The organism is Anaerorhabdus sp., from assembly GCF_036637135.1.
In the GTDB taxonomy this organism is placed as follows: domain Bacteria; phylum Bacillota_I; class Bacilli_A; order Erysipelotrichales; family Erysipelotrichaceae; genus Anaerorhabdus.
Map to the genome: position 1 here is coordinate 19,577 of NZ_JAVWNC010000011.1, position 20,569 is coordinate 40,145.

17 protein-coding genes are annotated in these 20,569 nt (G+C 33.6%); 15 read left to right on the forward strand and 2 right to left on the reverse strand.

Annotated features, from left to right (window positions below):
• Window positions 1-56: 56 nt before the first annotated feature.
• From glpK to RR643_RS03420, 11 genes are all read left to right on the forward strand, one after another.
• Window positions 57-1,553, forward strand: a complete 1,497-nt coding sequence (glpK, locus tag RR643_RS03370) for a glycerol kinase GlpK (protein WP_332468759.1) — start codon at window positions 57-59, stop codon at window positions 1,551-1,553.
• Window positions 1,553-2,995, forward strand: coding sequence for an NAD(P)/FAD-dependent oxidoreductase (locus RR643_RS03375; protein WP_332482326.1), 1,443 nt, complete (start codon window positions 1,553-1,555; stop codon window positions 2,993-2,995). The genes glpK and RR643_RS03375 overlap by 1 nt, the downstream gene beginning before the upstream one ends.
• The gene (locus RR643_RS03380; RefSeq protein WP_332482345.1) at window positions 2,982-4,232 is read left to right on the forward strand and encodes an NAD(P)/FAD-dependent oxidoreductase; all 1,251 of its coding nucleotides are present in this window, start codon (window positions 2,982-2,984) and stop codon (window positions 4,230-4,232) included. The genes RR643_RS03375 and RR643_RS03380 overlap by 14 nt, the downstream gene beginning before the upstream one ends.
• Window positions 4,229-4,594, forward strand: a complete 366-nt coding sequence (locus tag RR643_RS03385; protein ID WP_332482327.1) for a DUF1667 domain-containing protein — start codon at window positions 4,229-4,231, stop codon at window positions 4,592-4,594. Before RR643_RS03380 ends, RR643_RS03385 begins: the two co-directional genes overlap by 4 nt.
• A gap of 15 nt (window positions 4,595-4,609) precedes the next feature.
• On the forward strand, window positions 4,610-5,149 hold the full coding sequence (locus RR643_RS03390) for a CDP-alcohol phosphatidyltransferase family protein (protein WP_332482328.1): 540 nt from the start codon (window positions 4,610-4,612) through the stop codon (window positions 5,147-5,149).
• A 122-nt stretch (window positions 5,150-5,271) separates the two neighbouring features.
• Entirely contained in the window at window positions 5,272-5,967 is a 696-nt protein-coding gene (locus RR643_RS03395; protein ID WP_332482329.1) for a VTC domain-containing protein, read from the forward strand.
• A gap of 70 nt (window positions 5,968-6,037) precedes the next feature.
• Window positions 6,038-7,072 (forward strand): Gfo/Idh/MocA family protein, encoded by a 1,035-nt coding sequence (locus tag RR643_RS03400; protein ID WP_332482330.1) that lies wholly within the window; start codon window positions 6,038-6,040, stop codon window positions 7,070-7,072.
• The gene (locus RR643_RS03405) at window positions 7,072-8,631 is read left to right on the forward strand and encodes an amidohydrolase (protein ID WP_332482331.1); all 1,560 of its coding nucleotides are present in this window, start codon (window positions 7,072-7,074) and stop codon (window positions 8,629-8,631) included. Before RR643_RS03400 ends, RR643_RS03405 begins: the two co-directional genes overlap by 1 nt.
• A 53-nt stretch (window positions 8,632-8,684) precedes the next feature.
• The gene (locus tag RR643_RS03410; RefSeq protein WP_332482332.1) at window positions 8,685-10,055 is read left to right on the forward strand and encodes an aminopeptidase; all 1,371 of its coding nucleotides are present in this window, start codon (window positions 8,685-8,687) and stop codon (window positions 10,053-10,055) included.
• 77 nt (window positions 10,056-10,132) lie between these two features.
• On the forward strand, window positions 10,133-11,485 hold the full coding sequence (locus tag RR643_RS03415) for a hypothetical protein (RefSeq protein ID WP_332482333.1): 1,353 nt from the start codon (window positions 10,133-10,135) through the stop codon (window positions 11,483-11,485).
• Window positions 11,486-11,606: 121 nt separating this feature from the next.
• Window positions 11,607-13,001 (forward strand): M24 family metallopeptidase, encoded by a 1,395-nt coding sequence (locus RR643_RS03420; RefSeq protein ID WP_332482334.1) that lies wholly within the window; start codon window positions 11,607-11,609, stop codon window positions 12,999-13,001.
• Window positions 13,002-13,085: 84 nt separating this feature from the next.
• On the opposite strand, the gene plsY is transcribed toward RR643_RS03420, so the two are convergent.
• The gene (plsY, locus tag RR643_RS03425) at window positions 13,086-13,703 is read right to left on the reverse strand and encodes a glycerol-3-phosphate 1-O-acyltransferase PlsY (RefSeq protein WP_332468749.1); all 618 of its coding nucleotides are present in this window, start codon (window positions 13,701-13,703) and stop codon (window positions 13,086-13,088) included.
• A 137-nt stretch (window positions 13,704-13,840) separates the two neighbouring features.
• Here plsY and parE point away from each other — a divergent pair, with 137 nt between their 5' ends.
• From parE to RR643_RS03445, 4 genes are all read left to right on the forward strand, one after another.
• Entirely contained in the window at window positions 13,841-15,760 is a 1,920-nt protein-coding gene (gene parE / locus RR643_RS03430; protein ID WP_332468748.1) for a DNA topoisomerase IV subunit B, read from the forward strand.
• Complete coding sequence (gene parC / locus RR643_RS03435; protein ID WP_332482335.1) at window positions 15,760-18,291, forward strand: DNA topoisomerase IV subunit A; 2,532 nt, start codon at window positions 15,760-15,762, stop codon at window positions 18,289-18,291. The genes parE and parC overlap by 1 nt, the downstream gene beginning before the upstream one ends.
• An 80-nt stretch (window positions 18,292-18,371) precedes the next feature.
• Window positions 18,372-19,337 carry an SPFH domain-containing protein gene (locus RR643_RS03440; protein ID WP_332482336.1) on the forward strand — a complete coding sequence of 322 codons (966 nt, stop codon included), beginning with the start codon at window positions 18,372-18,374 and terminating at the stop codon, window positions 19,335-19,337.
• A gap of 253 nt (window positions 19,338-19,590) precedes the next feature.
• Window positions 19,591-19,908 carry a nucleotide pyrophosphohydrolase gene (locus RR643_RS03445; protein WP_332468745.1) on the forward strand — a complete coding sequence of 106 codons (318 nt, stop codon included), beginning with the start codon at window positions 19,591-19,593 and terminating at the stop codon, window positions 19,906-19,908.
• Here RR643_RS03445 and RR643_RS03450 read toward each other — a convergent pair whose 3' ends face one another.
• Complete coding sequence (locus tag RR643_RS03450; RefSeq protein ID WP_332468744.1) at window positions 19,909-20,556, reverse strand: HAD family hydrolase; 648 nt, start codon at window positions 20,554-20,556, stop codon at window positions 19,909-19,911.
• Between the last annotated feature and the right edge of the window lie 13 nt (window positions 20,557-20,569).

The window sequence follows — 20,569 nt, forward strand, 5'->3', positions numbered from 1 at the left end:
ACTTTTACGTTCTTCTTGTATAATAAAAGTAAGGAATCATGCAAGGAGATTTAGTTATGGAAAAATTTATCATGGCAATTGATCAAGGAACAACGAGTTCACGAGCAATTTTATTTAATCATGATTTAAAAATTGTTCAAACTGCACAAAGAGAATTTACACAATACTTTCCTAAGCCAGGTTGGGTAGAACATGATGCGAATGAAATTTGGTTAAGTGTTTTGTCATGTATGACGGATTGTATTGTGCAATCCGGAATTGATCCTGGACAAGTTGTGGGATTGGGTATTACGAATCAAAGAGAAACAACAGTTGTTTGGAATCGTGATACAGGATTACCAATTTATCATGCGATTGTATGGCAATCACGTCAAACCTCAACGATTTGTGATGAACTAAAAGATAATGGATATACCGAATTATTTGAAAATAAAACAGGATTAAAAATTGATCCTTACTTTTCTGGCACGAAGATTAAGTGGATTTTAGACCATGTGGAAGGTGCAAGAGAACTGGCGAATCAAGGGAAGCTTATGTTTGGAACGATTGATACATGGCTTGTATGGAAACTATCAGGTCAAACTATACACATTACTGATTATTCCAATGCATCAAGAACATGTATCTATAATATTTTTGATTTGAAATGGGATGAAGAGTTATGTTCAATTTTAGATATTCCATTAAGTATGTTACCAGAAGTAAAAGCATCAAGTGAGATCTATGGTACAACTGCAAGTTACCATTTCTTTAATCGTTGTGTACCCATAGCAGGTATTGCTGGAGATCAACAAGCAGCCCTATTTGGACAAGCATGTTTTGAAGAGGGGGAAGCCAAGAATACCTATGGTACGGGTTGTTTCCTTTTAATGAATACAGGAAGTAAACCCATCAGAAGTAGTCATGGCTTAGTAACTACTATTGCTTGGGGATATGATGGAAAAGTCACTTATGCATTGGAAGGTAGTGTCTTTGTAGCAGGTAGTGCAATTCAATGGTTAAGAGATGGATTAAAATTCTTTGCATCAGCTTCTGAAACTGAAAAATTAGCACAAAGTGTTCCAAGCACGGAAGGTGTTTATTTAGTACCCGCGTTTGTTGGCTTGGGTGCACCTTATTGGAATGATAAATGTCGTGGTGCGATGTTTGGTATAACTCGTGGTACAACAAGAGAACATATTATTCGATCAACATTAGACTCACTTGCATATCAAACAAAAGATATCTTAGATGCCATGCAAGAGGATAGTAAAGGGCAACTAATTTCACTTCGAGTTGATGGGGGAGCAGTTGCGAACAATTACTTAATGCAATTTCAAAGTGATTTATTAGGAGTTAATGTTGACCGACCACAAATATTAGAAACAACAGCAATGGGTGCGGCAGCATTGGCAGGTCTTGCGGTTGGTTTTTGGAAAGACAAAGAAGAAATCAAACAATCACTCATTATGGAACGTATCTTTACACCAAAAGAAGATCAAATGAAAATGAATAAAATCTATTCGGGCTGGAAACGTGCAGTAAAAGCATGTATGGCTTATGAGGAGGAATAATGTTTGATGTCATCATAATTGGCGCAGGTATTGTTGGATGTTTTATCGCAAAGGATTTAAGTCGATATGACTTGAAAGTATTAGTACTCGAAAAAGGAAATGATGTAGCGATTGGTGCGACCATGGCGAATAGTGCAATTATTCATAGTGGACACGATCCGTTAGATGGAACATTAAAAGCTAAACTCAATCTTGAAGGAAACAAAATGTATGAATCAATATGTAAAGAATTAAATTGTTCATTTAATCGTATTGGTGCCTATGTACTTGCGACCAGTGATGAAGAAGTGGAACAATTAAATTTATTATTTAAACGAGCTCAATCACGTGATATTCCATGTGTATTACACAATAAAGATGAAATTAAAAAACATGAACCTCATGTTAGTGATGAAGTTGTATTAGGTTTATGGCTACCTTCAACTGGAATAATCTATCCCTGGGAAGTTGCGATTGCATGTATGGAACAAGCAATACTTCATGGTGTTGAATTAAAACTAAATCAAGAAGTAATAGACTTCAAGAAAGAGGATATTTACCAAGTTATTACTTCCAATAACAAATACCAAACAAAATGTATTGTTAATTGTGCGGGTGTTTATGCAGATGAAATTTATAAGATGATTGATCCTTCGATTAATTTTTCTATTACTGCAAGAAAAGGTGAGTATTTTGTTTTGGATCATTTACAACAACCATTAGTTCATCATGTGATTTATCCAGTACCATCATCAAAAGGTAAAGGTGTTTTAATTGTCCCAACAACACATGGTAATACATTATTAGGGCCTACAAGTTTCGAAATTGATGATAAATCTGCAATAAATAATACTCATGCTGGGTTGAATTATGTTAAGAATCAAGTCGGAAAATTAATTGATCACATTCCATTCGATAAAGTTATTCGTACCTTTGCGGGGAATCGCCCTACAGGAACAACGCATGATTTTATTATTGAAGAAGCAAAGCTTTTTCCTGATTTTTATAATGTTGCAGCAATCGAGTCTCCTGGACTTGCATCAGCTCCTGCTATATCTAAGATGGTTGTATCTATGTATGTAAACAAACATAATCCTGAAGAAAAAAAAGAGTATGTTATTAACGCAAATCATGATCCTAAACTAAATGAACTAACAATTGAAGAAAAGAATGAGTTCGTTAAAAAGAATCCACAGTATGGTCGTATGATTTGTCGATGTGAAAAAATAACTGAAGGTGAAATTGTAGATGCAATTCATCGACCTTGCGGTGCAACAACCATTAAAGGGGTAAAGAAAAGAGTTCGCCCTGGTATGGGAAGATGCCAAGGAGGATTTTGTGAACCTTTAGTTTTAGATATTCTCGCAAGAGAACTGCATAAGACAAAAGAGGAAATCTTGTTGGATGATTTAGGATCCAATTTACTTGTTGAAAGGACAAAACATGATGATGAAGAAAGTTAAATGCGTAATCGTTGGTGGGGGTTCTGCAGGATTAGCTGCAGCATTATCATGTGATCAAGAAGGAATCAAAGATATCCTAATCTTAGAAAGAGATCAAGAATTAGGCGGGATACTCAATCAATGTATACACAATGGATTTGGTTTACATACATTCAAAGAAGAATTATCAGGACCATCTTATGCAGAACGATACATTGATTTCATTAAAAATACTGGAATACAAGTTAAGTTAAATACGATGGTTACATCAATAAATAATCAAAAGGTCATAGAATATGTAAACTCAAAAGAAGGATATGTTCAAGTAAAGGCTGATGCAATTATTCTAGCGATGGGATGTCGAGAAAGAACGAGAGGTGCTATTTCAATACCGGGATATCGCCCAGCGGGTATATGGACAGCAGGTACTGCACAACGCTATTTGAACATGGAAGGTTATTTGTGCGGTAAACGTGTTTTCATTTTAGGGTCAGGTGATATTGGTCTAATTATGGCTAGACGCATGACGTTAGAAGGAGCAATAGTTTTAGGTGTTGCGGAGATTATGCCGTATTCCAATGGATTACCTCGTAATATGAAGCAATGTCTAGAAGATTTTAATATTCCACTTTATTTAAGTCATACCATCACCAATATAAAAGGATTAAATCGTGTAGAAGCTGTCACAATCAATGAAGTCGATCAAAACTTACAACCCATCGAAAATACAGAAAAAACATTTGATGTAGACACCATCTTATTATCAGTAGGATTAATACCAGAAAATGCATTAAGTGAGGATGCACATATTCAATTACATCCCAAAACAAAAGGGGCAATTGTGAATGAATCTTATATGACGAGTGTGCCAGGCATCTTTGCATGTGGTAATGTACTTCATGTTCATGACTTAGTGGACTTTGTAAGTCAAGAAGCTAGTAAGACAGGAATTGCAGTTGCTAAGTATCTAAGTAATAAACTCAATATAAATGAAGGATATCCTTGTCTTGGAGGAAATGGTATAGGGTATGTTGTACCGATGTTGATACAACCTGAAAATATAGCATCGTCATTAGAAATTTTATTCCGTGTTACTAAACCATTACAGGATGCAACTCTTGTAATAAAAGATGGAGAACGTATTGTTCAAGAAATAAAAAAGAAGCATTTGAATCCATCAGAAATGGAAAAAATTGTGCTTTCCAAAATGATTTGTGAGGGTATTCAACACGGTATCCAAATTGAGGTGAAATCATGAAAAAAGAGATGATTTGTATTACATGCCCGATGAGTTGTCATTTAGTGATTGATATTGAAAATAATGAAATACTTTCAGTAGAAGGTAACACTTGTCCCCGTGGTAAAGAATATGCAATTAATGAAATACTTCATCCAGTACGCATCTTAACATCAACAGTCGTAATCCATCACGCTTTGAATTCTAGGTTACCTGTGATTACATCAAAACCAGTTCCCTTTGACCAAATGAATCGTGTTATGGAAGAAATCAATCGAATAGTTTTAACTGCACCGATTCATGTTAAAGATGTTGTTATAAACAATGTGTGTGGATTGGATGTGGATATTATTGCCTCAAGATCCATGGAAAGAATAGACTAAAAATTTGGAGGAACTATGATTAAGAAAAATATACCTAATGCTATTACATGTATTCGAATACTCTTCGCATTTATAATTCTTTTTGTTGAAATCAGAACAATCAATTTCATACTTCTGTATACTTTCTGTATAGTAAGTGATTTACTGGATGGTTATTTAGCAAGAAAATTTGATTGCGCAAATAAGTTTGGATCAATATTGGATAGTACAGCAGATTTTATATTCTTGTTTGTCATGATGATTCGATTTATTCCAATGATTGATGGTCCTAATTGGATATTCACATGGATGGGATTTATATTTATCTTACGTCTTATTTCTCTATTTATTGCTGGGTGTAGATATCATACTTTTGTTTTTTTACATACATATTTAAATAAGGGTACTGGCTTTTTAATAGCTATGTGTCCTTTGCTAATATTGATTCTCAACATTGAACAATTAGCTTTGATTATTTGCAGTATTGCTAGTCTTGCAACAATAGAAGAACTACTAATCAATGGTACATCTAAGTCTTTGGAAAGAAATGTTAAAAGTATCAAACAAATGAATTAATTATTGGAAACAAAAGGTAGAGGCTAACTCTACCTTTTATGTGAGACTTCACATAATATTCATGCAGATACCATTTAATTCCCATATTTTTGTACTAAAGTATGTATAAGGAGGATTTCCATATGAAAATCCAATCGAGTCAGCAATTTATTGAACAAAAATATATGATTCATGAAACAGACGTTGAAAAATTTATGAAATGTGTAGCTCATAATATTGAAGAGGATGAACATTTCAAATATACAGTTTATAACATTTATTATTCGCAAGTGAGTGACGATTTGATATCCAAGGTATTTAAGAAAAGAATAAACAAAGAAAGAATTAGATTAAGAAGTTATGGAATACCTCAAGTTAATGATCCAGTCTACATTGAAATTAAAGACACACTAAAAAATATGACGACAAAACGACGTGTTGAAATGAGCTTAGATGAAGCTTATGAATTATTATCAAAACAACATGAGTGTGGCGATAATGAAGTGGATGAGTTATTGCGTAATAATGGATTAATACCAAAGATGTTTGTGGGTTATGAAAGAGTAGCGTATTGTAGTAAATTCAATCCCCAAGTGCGTATTACATTCTCAATGAATATGCGATATCGTACAAATGATTTTAGGCTATGTGACATAGCGGATAACATTTCATTATTTCAAGAAGATTCAATTCTCATGGAAGTCAAAGGTGAAGAGTTACCTGAGTGGTTATTGGAAGCTATATCAAAGAGTGGATTTAAGCAGTTAAATCCCCAAAAAGTAAGCAAAACATTCAAGAAAATTGAGGAACAATATCAATTATCCAATATTTTGTACTAAAGCACTTGTTTCAACTACAAAGTTCAACATAATTATGCTATCCTAACAGTAAGAATGAGAGAATGAGAGAATGAGAGGTAGAATTATGCGCTTTGGAGTAGTAGGAACAAATTTTGTATCAGATTTCTTTATGAGTGGAGTACATCAAGTACCTGAAATTGAAGTCGTAGCGGTTTGTAGCGGAAGAAAAGAGAATGCTATTAAATTTGCGGAAAAATATAAAATTGAAAACGTGTTCGATAATTATTTAGAAATGATTGATTCAGGGAAGATAGATGCTATCTATTTAGCGGTTCCAAATCATTTACATCATGAAATGACATGTGAATGTATGAAGAGAAAAATACCGACTTTAACTGAAAAACCTTTTGCTACTAACTATCGTGAAGCAAAAGAAATGATGGATTTATCGAAAGAGATGAATACATATTTACAAGATGGATTAATTCCAATGTATACAGAGAATCTTAGTATTGTAAAAGAAGCATTACCGATGATTGGTAAACTACGCCGTGCAGTATTTACATTTGGAAAATACTCATCACGATATGATGCTTATTTAAGAGGCGAAAATCCAACGACTTTCCGTCGTGAAATGAGCAATGGATCGCTAATGGATTTAGGTGTTTATTGTATTGGTGATGCAGTTGCGTTATTTGGAAAACCAAAATCAATAATTGCAACAGGGTTATTACTTGAAACAGGTGTAGATGGATTAGGTACATGTTTAATGCAATATGATGGATTTGAAGTAACAATCCAACATTCAAAAATTACTGATACAGAAGTAGTATCTGAAATTCAAGGTGAAGAAGGTATTATTCAAATTAATTTATTAAGTAGAGTTCAAGATATTTGGGTAACATCTAGAAATAAAACAGGAGGATGTACATTAGGTGTTAAACCTGGTGAAAAAACATTAATTTCTCAACCAAGTTTAGAAGGATTTACATATCAATTAAGAGATTTTATCAAGAATGTTGAAGCAGGACGTATTGAATCAGAAGTATTCCCTCATCAAATGTCTTTAGATATTATGGAAGTATGTACTGAAGCAAGAAAACAAATGGGTGTAATTTATCCTGCGGATGAAAGAGACGCATAATGAAAACGTTATTAATTCATGTGAAAATACATCAACATGAAGAAGACGCATTACTTATTATCGATAACAAGATCGCAAAGATTGGTTTTCTTTGCGATTTTAATCAGGATGAAATGGATGAAATTATTGATTGTGAGGGTAGAAGAATATTACCTGGATTCAATGATTCTCATTTACATCTAATTGGTACAGGTGCTTTCGTAGCGAGTATACAATTACAGGATTGTAAATCAGTAAATGATGTATTACAAAAAGTGAAAGATAAATTACACACAAAAGCTAAAGGTGAATGGATTATTGGAAGAGGATGGAATCAAGATAATTTTGATGAAACTGTTTATCCAACTAAACAAATGTTGGATGAAATTACAGTCGATCATCCAATTCTATTAACAAGATGTTGTGGGCATATTGCGGTTGCGAACTCCAAGGCAATTGAACTTGCGAAAGTTACAAAGGATACGAAAATTGATGGTGGTGATTTTGATTTAGATTCAGGGTTATTTAAAGAGATGGCAATTGAAGCAATCCACCATGCATATCCAGAAACAACAATTCAAGATTTAAAAGAGTATATTCAAGTTGCGACTAAAGAGTGTCATCGTTATGGTATTACCTCAGTTCAAAGTGATGACTTTGTAACATTAACTAAAGATTATCATTTGCCATTATTAGCATACTTAGAACTTGAACAGGAAGGTCAACTACAATTGCGCGTAAATCAACAGTGTCAATTTATTGAACGTAAAGATTTTGAACAATTTATTCAGGAAGATCAACTTCAACACAAAGACAAGGAATTCTTCCGTTTAGGACCAATTAAAGTTGTGGGAGATGGTTCACTTGGAGCCCGTACAGCAAAGATGTCTAAACCATATCATGATGATTCACAAACAACAGGTATGACTAATTATACGCAAGAAGACTTTGATTATTTTGTAAAAATGGGTATGGATTACAAAATGGGTACAATTATTCATACAATTGGTGATGGATGTCTAGATATGGTACTTTCAAGTTTTGATAAATATCATGATGAGAATAACTCAAATCGTTCGGGTTTAGTTCATGTGCAAATTACGCGACTTGAACAACTTGATAAAATTAAGAAATATCATTTACATGCATACATTCAATCTTGTTTCATCGATTATGATTCACGCATCGTAAGAGATCGCGTAGGTGATGTTGCGAATACATCGTATGCATTTAACACTTTATATCATTCAACAACGATATCTAATGGTTCTGACTCACCTGTAGAGCCTGTAAACTGTTTTAATGGAATTGAATGTGCTATTCGACGTTCGAGTATAGGTCGGAATAATATTTATCGACCAGAGGAAGCATTGACACTTCAAGAAGCAATTGATTCGTATACAAAAGATGGAGCCTATGCATCATTTGAAGAAACTATTAAAGGACAACTAAAAGAAGGCATGTTGGCAGATATTATTGTTTTAGATAAAGATCCATATGAAATAGAAGTAAGTGATTTGCATACAATTCAAGTTATACGCACGATTTTCAATGGAAAAACTGTTTATTCGAGTTTATAACAATTGAATTAAACTGATTGTACGGTGTACAATACTACAAGGAGGATTTCGTTATGAAAACAGTATGGGAAAAATTAAATAGTGCCCAAATGAAAGACGTATTTGATTTTAGCGAAGGATATAAGAAATATCTTGATGCAGGTAAAACAGAAAGAGAATGTGTTGAATCTGCAATCGCTTTAGCTAAGAAACAAGGCTTCAAAGATTTTGCGGCAATGAAAAATAAAAAACTTAAAGCAGGAGATAAAGTATATTTCGTCAATAAAGAAAAGAATTTATGTTTATATGTTATTGGCACTGAACCACTATCAAATGGTTTAAATATATTAGGTGCACATATTGATTCACCAAGAATTGATGTTAAACAAGTACCAGTATATGAAGAAGATGGTTTAGTGTTACTGGATACACATTATTATGGTGGTGTTAAGAAATACCAATGGGTAGCGCAACCCATGTCATTGCATGGTGTTGTGATTAAAAAAGATGGTACAAGAATTGAAATTAGAATAGGTGAAAAAGATTCTGATCCAGTTGTAGGAATCAGCGATTTATTAATTCATTTAGCGAGAGAACAACTTGTAAAATCTGGTGCCAAAGTAGTAGAAGGGGAAGATCTCAATTTATTAGTTGGTTCGATTCCAGATACGAAAGCTAAAAATGAAAAAGTAAAAAGTTACTTCTTAAATTTATTGAATCAAGAATATGGTATTGAAGAGGAAGATTTCATTAGTGCAGAACTAGAAATTGTACCTGCTGGAAAAGCAAGAGACTATGGATTAGACCGTAGTATGGTCATGGGATATGGTCATGATGATCGTATTTGTGCTTATACTTCATTGATTGCTATTCTTGAAATGAATAAACCAAAACGCACAAGTTGTTGCATTCTTGTGGATAAAGAAGAAGTTGGTTCTCAAGGGAATACAGGTATGCAATCTCGTTTCTTTGAAAATACAATTGCAGAATTACTTGAAGCAACTGAAGGGTTTAATGATTTAAAACTCAGAAGAACATTCACAAATTCTAAAATGTTATCAAGTGATGTATCTGCAGGCTTTGATCCAAACTATGCAAGTGTATTTGAAAAGAAAAATACTGCATTCTTAGGTATGGGTATTTGTTTAAATAAATACACTGGAGCTGGTGGAAAAAGTGGATGTAGTGATGCAAATCCTGAATTCATTGCACAAATACGTAATGTCTTTGATACTTCGAAAGTACAATTTCAAACAGCTGAACTTGGTCGAGTAGATGCAGGAGGAGGCGGAACTATTGCCTACGTACTTGCGAATCTAAACATGGAAGTTATTGATGCAGGTATTGCAGTTCAAAATATGCATGCCCCTTATGAAGTTGCGTCAAAAGTTGATATCTTTGAAGCATATCGTGGATATAAAGCATTCTTAGAGAAAATTAAATAATCATAAAAATCATTCAACATCTTTGTTGGATGATTTTATTTTGATACAATGAAATAAAGATAGGAGATAAAATAATAATGATAATGAAAAAAATGATTTTTACTACGATGCTAATAGGAATTTCGATTACAACTATGGCATGTAGTAAACAAAATGATATTGTTAAAACAACTCCAGAGGAAATCGAACATATTCCAAATGTTACACAGTTAGAAGAAAATAATAATCAAATCTATGAGTTCTATAATGGGTTAGGCACACTTAGATATTCAAATGATGCATCAATTGAATTCACTAATTTCAAACAAATCACAAAGGCTGATATAAATGCTCCTGATGATTGGATCTTTGCGAATCAAGATATAGAGGCAATATCATTTGATGTAATCGATAAGCAGACAAAGGAAGTATTAATGAATTTATTTGTGGTTAAGGAAGGTTATTTGTTTAATACAAATACTCTTCTTGAGAATGAGTCAATCAAAATTGAAACTATTTATGATGAAAATAAACCAATACCCAATGACATAAAAGCTACTGTGTTTAACAACATACAATTTAGTTTAGAAAATTATACCTTAAATGAAGAAGATATCTTAGAAAATTTACAAAGTTGTGCTGTGATTACTCCAATTGATAAGGACTATGCAAATGTTGCGATTTTATATGCATTACCAAAGTCTTTTCCTTTATGGAGTATTAATGATGAAGCGTTATTAGATATGATTGAGAGAAGTAAAACAGATATTTATACAGGTAAAATGAAAAATAGTTTATTTAATTCTTGTGGTATTCAACCAGAAGGTTTATATGGACAATATTTTTATTCTGATATTGTATTAAATGGGAATACAGTTGAACATTTACAAAATATCATTGAGAATGCATCGGTCAATATCCAAGTTGGTAATTCTGAAAGTGAAGACTATCTACTACTACCTATTCTTCCGATAAACATTTCAAATGTAGTTATAAATGAAAATGTAGAGTTTCTTAATCACGATGAGGCAGACGATTTTGTGGAACTTGATTTCACGTTAAATAGTGAGGGTAATCGTGTCTATGAGTTAGTGGATACGGTTTATGATTTCTTTACATTTGAAGTGCCTAATGATTTAGAGGAAAATATAACTATTGGATATACAAATCGTGGTAAAGTCTTTGGTATTTACTATAAAGGTATAGGATATGAAGGTGAAACAGTGATGGAGCCAATTTATGAGTATCTCATTGATCATGGATTTAATGCAGGTACAACATGTTGTGCTTCTTCGTGGTATACATCTTATCCAGTTACTGATTTCACAAATGGTTATCGCATCACAATGCTTGAGGCAATTTCATCTGATTTAGCAAATCATGAAGAATATATAGAAGCAACTGAAATAAGACTTGATTTAAATGATAAAATAGTTTTTGTAGAAAAGTAAGTAATTGTAGTTTAGGTACAAACCAAAATATTCTTAGAAATAATTAAATATAATGAGACTCTATGGTAATATGTAAACATAGAGTTTTATATTAGATTAATTTCTAGTTCAAGGAGATCATATGAATCCAACAAACATCAAGCACATGAAGGTAGAACAACCAAGAAAAGATTGTCCTTTACTATGTGGAAATCTAACAGATGATACGATGCATGAACGTATGCAAAAATGTATACAACAAATGAAGAGAAACAACATTCAACAACTTATCGTTTATGGTGATGTTGAACATGGGAGTAATTTTGAGTATTTAGTAGGCTATATTCCACGTTTTGAAGAAGCATTACTTATAATAAAAGATACAGGAAAAACGAGTTTAGTACTTGGTAATGAAAATCTTAATAAAGCTAGTAAAGCAAGAATTGATAATCAATCAGTTCACGTACCCTTGTTTTCATTGCCACACCAACCAAATCGCAAGGATATGACATTGGAGGAATTACTTTGTGATGCAGGAATTGAAAGGTTAAAAACTACTGGTATTGTTGGTTGGAAACTATTTACAAGTCCAATAGAAAATAATTCAATGATGTTTGATGTGCCTCATTATATTGTACAAACAATATATAAAATAGTTGAAGACAGAAAAATGGTTATCAATAAAACAGATTTATTTATTGGTGAAAATGGGATACGTATCACAAACAATGCAAATGAAGTGGCTCACTATGAATATGGTGCAGCACTTGCTTCTGATTGTATGTTAGAAGCTATGAATCATTTGGATGTGGGTATGCAAGAAGATGAACTCGCAAGCTATTTGGAGAATAAAGGGCAACGACGTAGTGTTGTAACCATTGCAGCCAGTGGAGAACGATATGTTCAAGGAAATATATATCCAACCAATAAACAAATTCAACTTGCGGATCCAATATCAATGACAGTAGGGTATCGTGGTGGTTTATCTAGCCGTTCAGGTTATGCGATAATGAGTAAAACAGATTTAGCAAACGATAAACAAAATTATTTGGTAGAACTTGTGATTCCATACTTCAATGCTTATGCTACATGGTTGAATAAGATTAGAATTGGAATGAGAGGTAAAGAACTGTATCAAATCATTGAACAAGTTTTACCAAAAGAAAAATTCAATTGGACACTTTGTCCAGGTCATTTAACTGCTGAAGAGGAATGGTTAACTTCACCAATCTATGAAGATTCAAATGAGATTATTCAAAGTGGTATGATTTTTCAAGTTGATATCATTCCAACCCTTGAAGGTTATGCAGGAACAGGTGCTGAAAGTACGATTGTTATTGCAGATGAATTATTAAGAAACGATATCATGAATCAATATCCTGAAATGTACAAACGAATGCAAGAAAGAGTTTTCTACATGCAACACGAGTTAGGTTTAGAATTATCTCATGATGTCTTACCAATGTGCAGTACCGTTGGATATTTGCGTCCTTATTTGCTGAATCGCAATCAAGCGATGGGATTTGAAAAAGAATAATCAAATGCATTAATTGTGGTGATCGAGTTATGTAGATGTATTAGGATGAATAAATATGAATTACATAAAAAAATAACTTAGATTTTACATCCAAGTTATTTTTTTCTCTTCATGGCTTATGATTCGTTTGATGTTTGATTTGTGACGATAAGTTACAAAGAGCAATAAAGCAACAAACGATAAGGATAAAGTTAAGTCTGGTTGAATAAAGAAAGAAACAATCGCTTCTATTCCTATCGCAATCATACTACTCAATGAAACCATCTTACATAAGTAAAGCGTTCCAAAGAAGATAACGATTGGTAATAAGAAAATTGAGAAGAATTGTCCTGTAACAAGTCCAATTCCTAAAAAGTATCCCATTGTTGTGGCAACTGCTTTTCCACCTTTGAATTTTGCGAAGATTGGAAAGCAATGTCCAAAGCAAACTGCAAGACCTGCAAGTATAGTTGCATCTTTAAACCACGTAGCACAAATAAGCACAGTGAAGGTTGATTTTAGGGCATCAAGTATCGTAACACTAACACCTGCAGCTTTTCCAAGCACGCGTCCAGCATTACTTCCTCCTAGGTTTCCAGAACCATGTTCACGCACATCAGTTTTATAAAATACCTTCCCAATAACAAGAGCCCAAGGGATAGAACCGAATAAATAAGCTATAAGTATAACAAGAATGTTTTGTAATGTAAAAATATTAGTCATATGTCATTTCTCCTGGTCATATTTTACCACACTTTTGGCTATTCAACTTTAACTTTTGCTTAAATTTTAGTATAATGTAGCAGATAGTGTTTTAACAAAGAAAGGGGTATCTTAGATTCTAATCTAGGTGTGAAAATATGGCAAATAATCAAAATTATGATGCAAATAGCATACAAGTTCTAGAAGGCTTAGAAGCGGTTCGAAAAAGACCAGGGATGTATATTGGATCTACTGATGGTAGAGGATTGCATCACTTGATTTGGGAAATTGTGGATAATGCTGTGGATGAAGCGTTAAACGGATTCGGTAATAAAATCACGATTACTCTTGAAAAGGGTAATGTTTGTTGTGTTGAAGATGAGGGTCGTGGTATGCCTGTTGGTCTTCATAAATCGGGTAAAACAGCCTTGGAAGTTATCTTCTCGGTATTACATGCAGGGGGTAAGTTTTCAGCAGAGGGTGGTTATAAAACATCAGGAGGATTACATGGTGTAGGGGCTTCGGTGGTCAATGCATTAAGTGAATGGGTAGAAGTTACAGTTGCAACTGATGGTAAACTATATCAAATGCGTTTTGAAAATGGTGGTAAAAAAGTAAGTAAGTTAGAAGTGATTGGTAAATCAACTAAAACTGGTTCTAAAGTTCGCTTTAAACCAGATGCAAAGATTTTCTCAACGATTGATTTTCACTACAAACAAGTGTGCGAAAGAGCACAAGAAACAGCGTTCTTATTGAATGGTATCACCATGCTTGTGAATGATGATCGTAATAATAAAAAAGAAGTATTCCATTATGATAATGGATTAACAGCTTTCTTAGAATATCTTCATGAGGATCGTGATGTATTGCATGAACCAGTTTGCTTTAGAGGAGAATTTAGAGGAATACAAGTAGATTGTGCATTCCAATATACTGATTCATATCAAGAAAATACATATAGTTTTGTAAACTTGGTTCGTACTGCAGATGGTGGTACTCATGAAATTGGATTTAAATCAGCTATAACAAAAGCATTTAATGATTATGCACGTAAGATGGGTATCTTAAAAGAAAAGGATAAGAATTTTGAAGGAACAGATGTTCGTGAAGGATTAACTTCAATTATTTCTGTTTCTGTGCCTGAAAACTTACTTCAATTTGAAGGACAAACAAAAGGTAAACTGGGTACTGCTGAAGCAAAACCAGCAGTTGAACAAACAGTGTTAGAAAAGATGACCTACTTCTTAGAAGAAAATAAGGAATTATCAACTGCGCTAATTAAGAAAATGCAAAAGGCTTCACTTGCTCGTGAGGCAGCTCGTAAGGCAAGAGAAGAAGCTCGTAAGGGTAAGAAAACAGGAAAATCTGAAAAGATATTGTCTGGTAAGTTATCACCTGCTCAATCAAAAGATAGTTCTCGTAAAGAACTATTTCTAGTCGAAGGAGATTCAGCTGGAGGTAGTGCTAAACAAGGACGTGATTCAAAATATCAAGCTATCTTACCATTGAGAGGTAAGGTATTAAATACAGAAAAATGTTCAATGGGTGACATTGAAAAGAATGAAGAATTGAATACAATTATCCATGCTTTAGGAGCAGGTGTTGGACCTAGTTTTGAAGCAAAAGATAGTAACTATGGAAAAGTAATCATCATGACCGATGCGGATACAGATGGAGCACATATTCAAGTGTTACTTCTTACTTTCTTTTACCGCTACATGAAACCTTTAGTAGAAGCGGGTATGGTTTATATTGCATTACCACCTCTTTACAAAGTGAGTAAAGGAAGAGATATGACCTATTGTTATACGGATGAGGAACTCAATGAAGTCCGTGAAAAATGGGGTAAAGTAGAACTACAACGTTATAAAGGGTTAGGGGAAATGAATGCCACTCAATTGTGGGATACAACAATGGACCCTGAATCACGTACATTAATACAAGTTACAATTGAAGATGCAGTGATTGCGGAAAGAAGAGTATCGGTATTGATGGGGGATAAAGCAAATCTTCGCCGTGATTGGATAGAAGAAAATGTTGCGTTTACATTGGAAGATACATTTAAGGTGATAGACTAATGGCAAAGAAAAAGATTGAACAAAAAAAGGAAACAATATTTTTACCAATGCCCCTTGAAGAAATCATGGGAGATCGCTTTGGGCGTTATTCAAAATACATTATTCAAGAACGTGCGTTACCTGATGCGCGAGATGGATTAAAACCAGTACAACGACGTATACTTTATGCAATGTACAATGATGGAAATGTGTTTGAAAGAGCACATCGTAAATCAGCGAAAACAGTCGGTTTAGTTATTGGTAATTACCATCCACATGGTGATTCATCGGTTTATGATGCAATGGTACGTATGTCACAAAGCTGGAAAGTTCGAGTTCCACTAATTGACATGCATGGTAACAATGGGTCAATTGACGATGATCCAGCTGCAGCAATGCGTTATACAGAAGCACGTCTATCCAAAGTATCAAGCACTATGATGCTAGATATTGATAAAGAAACAGTAGAGTTTTCACCAAACTTTGATGACACCATCGAAGAACCAACGGTTTTACCATCACGTTTCCCTACACTGCTTGTGAATGGGGCAACAGGTATTGCATCAGGATATGCAACAAATATTCCACCATCAAATTTTGGTGAAGTAGTTGAGGCAACAATCTATCGTTTACAAAATCCAGAATGTAAATTGGAAGAAGTCATGGAAGTTATTCCAGGACCTGATTTTCCTACAGGTGGAATTGTACAAGGCAGAAAAGGAATTGAAGATGCCTTCCGTACAGGTAAAGGAAGAATTGTTGTACGTGGTAAAGCATTCATTGAAGAAGGTAAAACAATCAATCAAATTATCATTACAGAAATACCTTATGAAGTTATCAAGATGAATCTTGTTAAAAAAATGGATGATATCCGTATTTCAAAAGACATTGATGGAATTCTAGATGTTCGCGATGAATCAGATAGAAATGGATTAAGAATTGCGATTGATTTAAAGAAGGACATTGATCCTAACCTAGTATTAAATTATTTTTATAAAAATACTGATTTACAAGTGTACTACAATTACAATGTTGTTGCGATTGTTGAGAAACGTCCAATGCAATTGGGATTATTACAATGCTTAGATGCATTTATTAATTATCGTCAAGATGTAGTTTTACGTAGAAGTCATTTTGAACTAAATAAAATGGAAACACGTTGTCATATTTTAGAAGGATTGATGAAAGCTGTTTCTGTAATGGATGAAGTAATAGAAATTATTCGTAGATCAAAAGATAAAGCAGATTCTAAGATTCACTTGTCTGAAGCATTTGGATTTAGTGATGCCCAAGCAGAAGCTATTGTAAACTTAAGACTATATCGTTTAAGTTCTACTGATATTGTTGCGCTTAGAGAAGAATTTGCACGCTTAGTTAATGAAATGGAAATTACAAAAACAATCATCGAAAACAAGAATGTCTTAAGAAGTACAATTGTAAAAGAATTAAAAGAAGTAAGACAAGAGTATGGTGATGATCGCCGTACTGAGATACAAGGTGAAGTTGAAGAAATTGTTATTGATAAATTAAGTATGATAACGAATGAACGTGTCATGGTAACTGTTTCTAAAGATGGTTATGTAAAACGTGTGTCACTTCGTTCTTATACTGCAAGTGAAGGGCAAGTTACAGGTATTAAAGAAGGAGACCGATTGATAGGTACTCTGGAAGTTGATACGTTAGATACGATGCTTCTATTTACATCAAAAGGAAATTATGGATTCTTACCAGTGTATCAGATGGAAGAAGCTAAATGGAAAGATGTAGGATCACATTTAAATAACATCATGAAGATTGATGCAGATGATAAAATCATCAATGCAATTGTAGTGAAGAACTTTGAAACTTATGCATGGGTAGTAACAATAAGTGCATCAGGTAATATTAAGAAAACACCAATGAACCAATGGGTTGTTCAACGTAATAACAAAGTAATGCCGGCGATGAAGCTTAAAGCTAAAGATGAAATGTTAAAAGCGTTTGTTGTCTACGCAAATCAAGAAATAGTTTGTATGTCTCAAACAGGTTTTTGTACAAGATATGATGCTGATGTTGTGCCAAGCACCAACACCAAATCGCAAGGTGTTAAATCGATGAACTTTGGTAAGGAAGATCGTTTGGCGACAGCGTGTGTTGTTCCAGATGAAAATCATAGTCTATTTGTATTAACGGAAAAAGGTTCGATGAAACGATTAAGAACACCAGATATTACCCAAACTTCTCGTTCAGTTAAAGGGGAGATGATTTGTAAGAAGGTGAAGAGTAATCCATCCATCGTTGAAAATGCTGTAGCGGTAGTTCCATATGATGAATGTGTATTCTTGGATCCGGATAAACAAGCAATACAAGCAAAAGACATTCCTTTAATGGCAAAAGATGCAACATTCTCCAATCCATTAGTATTCAAAAATGGATGGTACTATGTTAAAGGTATTGAAGAATGTAAGATTGTTGATGGTCCAATGGACCAAATGATAAGCATGGATCAAAGTGCAGAAGTTGAAGAAAAAGTCCATGATGACTTTGAAATGATTGATTTATTTGAGGACTAGAAGAAATTCTAGTCTTTTCTTTTGCACTTGACAATTAAATACAAAATGATATCATTATGATATCAACAAGGAGGATACATATGAGTAACAGAGAAGAAAAATTAATTAAACCAATGAGTGGTATTCCAATGTTATTATTTATTCTAGGAGGCATGATTGTATCGATTATTCTATTTATTGTAGGAATTGTGAATGAAATCATATTTCTTGGGGTTGCTGGTTTTATATTAGGATTTGTCGTTTTCCCAATATTATTAGGTGGATTAAAAGTTATTAATCCAAATGAAGCAGCTGTTTATACATTATTTGGTAACTATTATGGAACAATTAATGAACCAGGATTTTATTGGATCAATCCATTTTGTGGATCGTTTAATAACACACAAATCAACAACAGTCTTGTTTCAGTAGATGATAAAGATTCAGGAACAAAAGTGAATGTGAATATCGGTGTAACGAAGAAAATATCACTAAAGGCAATGACATTAAATAATGATAAACAAAAAGTTAATGATTGCGAAGGTAATCCAATTGAAATCGGAGTTATCGTTATTTGGAAAGTAGTCAATGCAACCAAAGCAGTATTTGAAGTAGATAACTACATTCGTTATATTTCTACACAATGTGATGCTTCAATTCGTCAAGTAGCACGTCAATATCCATATGATATTTCTGATGAAGGTGATGAAAAATCACTTCGTGGATCATCACAAGAGGTAGCGGTTGAACTTCAAAAAGAAATTCAAAAAAGAGTTGAGTTTGCAGGTATTGAAATTTTAGAAGCTAGAATTGCTCACTTAGCGTATGCACCAGAAATTGCTGCAGCAATGTTACAACGTCAACAAGCAACTGCAATTATCGCAGCTCGTCAAAAAATTGTTGAAGGTGCAGTAGGTATGGTTGAAATGGCATTAAATAAATTAAGTGAAAATAACATCGTAGAATTAGATGATGAACGTAAAGCACAAATGGTTTCTAACTTACTCGTTGTCCTTTGTGGAAATAAAGATGCTCAACCAATCGTGAATAGTGGATCTATTTATTAGTGGCTGACAAAAAAGATGGGAAGAAGCCAATCCTACTGCGTTTATCTCCAACTTTATGGGAAGAGATCAACAAGTGGGCTGAGGATGACTTTAGATCCATTAATGGGCAAATCGAGTATATTCTAACCGATGCAGTAAAACGAAAGAAGAAAACCAAAAAAAGTGAAGAGTGATGAAAGCCCTGCAAGTTTGTGGGGCTTTTTCAATTCAATTAATTCATGAATAATGCTATAATTTCATCGAGGTAATAAAGATGGAAAAAATTGTAAATGATATTAAAGAATTTATTGAAGAAAGAGACTGGAGACAATTTCATACTCCTGATTGTTTAGCTAAATCAATTAGTATTGAGGCTGGTGAATTGCTAGAATGTTTTCAATGGAATAATAATTATGACAAGGAACATGTTTTGGAAGAGGTTGCCGACGTATTAATCTATGGTTTACAAATGTGCATTGCATTGGATGTAGACCCGGAGACGATTATCCGTTTGAAAATGGAAAAGAACGCAAAAAAATACCCTGTAGATAAGGCGAAAGGCGTTTCTACAAAGTATTCTGAATTAAAATAATTAGCGTAAGTATTGAGGTACAAAAGTGAAATCGGGGAACTCAACATCGAGTAATTCTTCGATTTTTTCATTTTTTATAACACAATCTTCAATGAAACCAGCAATTGTATTAGCTCTTTTGGCTGCGATTAAACCCATTATTGAGTCTTCTAAAACTAATGTTTCCTCTGGTTTTACACCTAATTTTTCAACAACTGTATTGAATATCTCAGGATCAGGTTTTTTGTGAGTAATCATATCACCACATAAAATGAAGTCAAATTCATAAGGTTTAGACATATGGTTAAGTAACATGGTTACATATTCAAGATGACTACTAGAAGCGATTGCAACTTTTATTTGATTTGCTTTGCAATAATCAAGTAGTTCATATAATCCTTTTTTTACAAGGTTGTCTTTAGCGAAGAGGGCACCTTGAGTAATGTTATGCAAGCGATTTGCAGCAATTTTGCTTAAATTTTCAGCAATTACTGGGTATCTTTCTAATTGAGGCTTAGCATATTCATATCCAGTTCCACAGATTCCACCCCAAAACTCTTGATCCAATACGACATCATGAGCACTCGCAAAGTCTTCGTATGCTTTCTTCGCAAGTTTTTCTGTATCAAACATTGTTCCATCACAATCAAATATTACACATTTTATCATTTTTCTTTTCCTC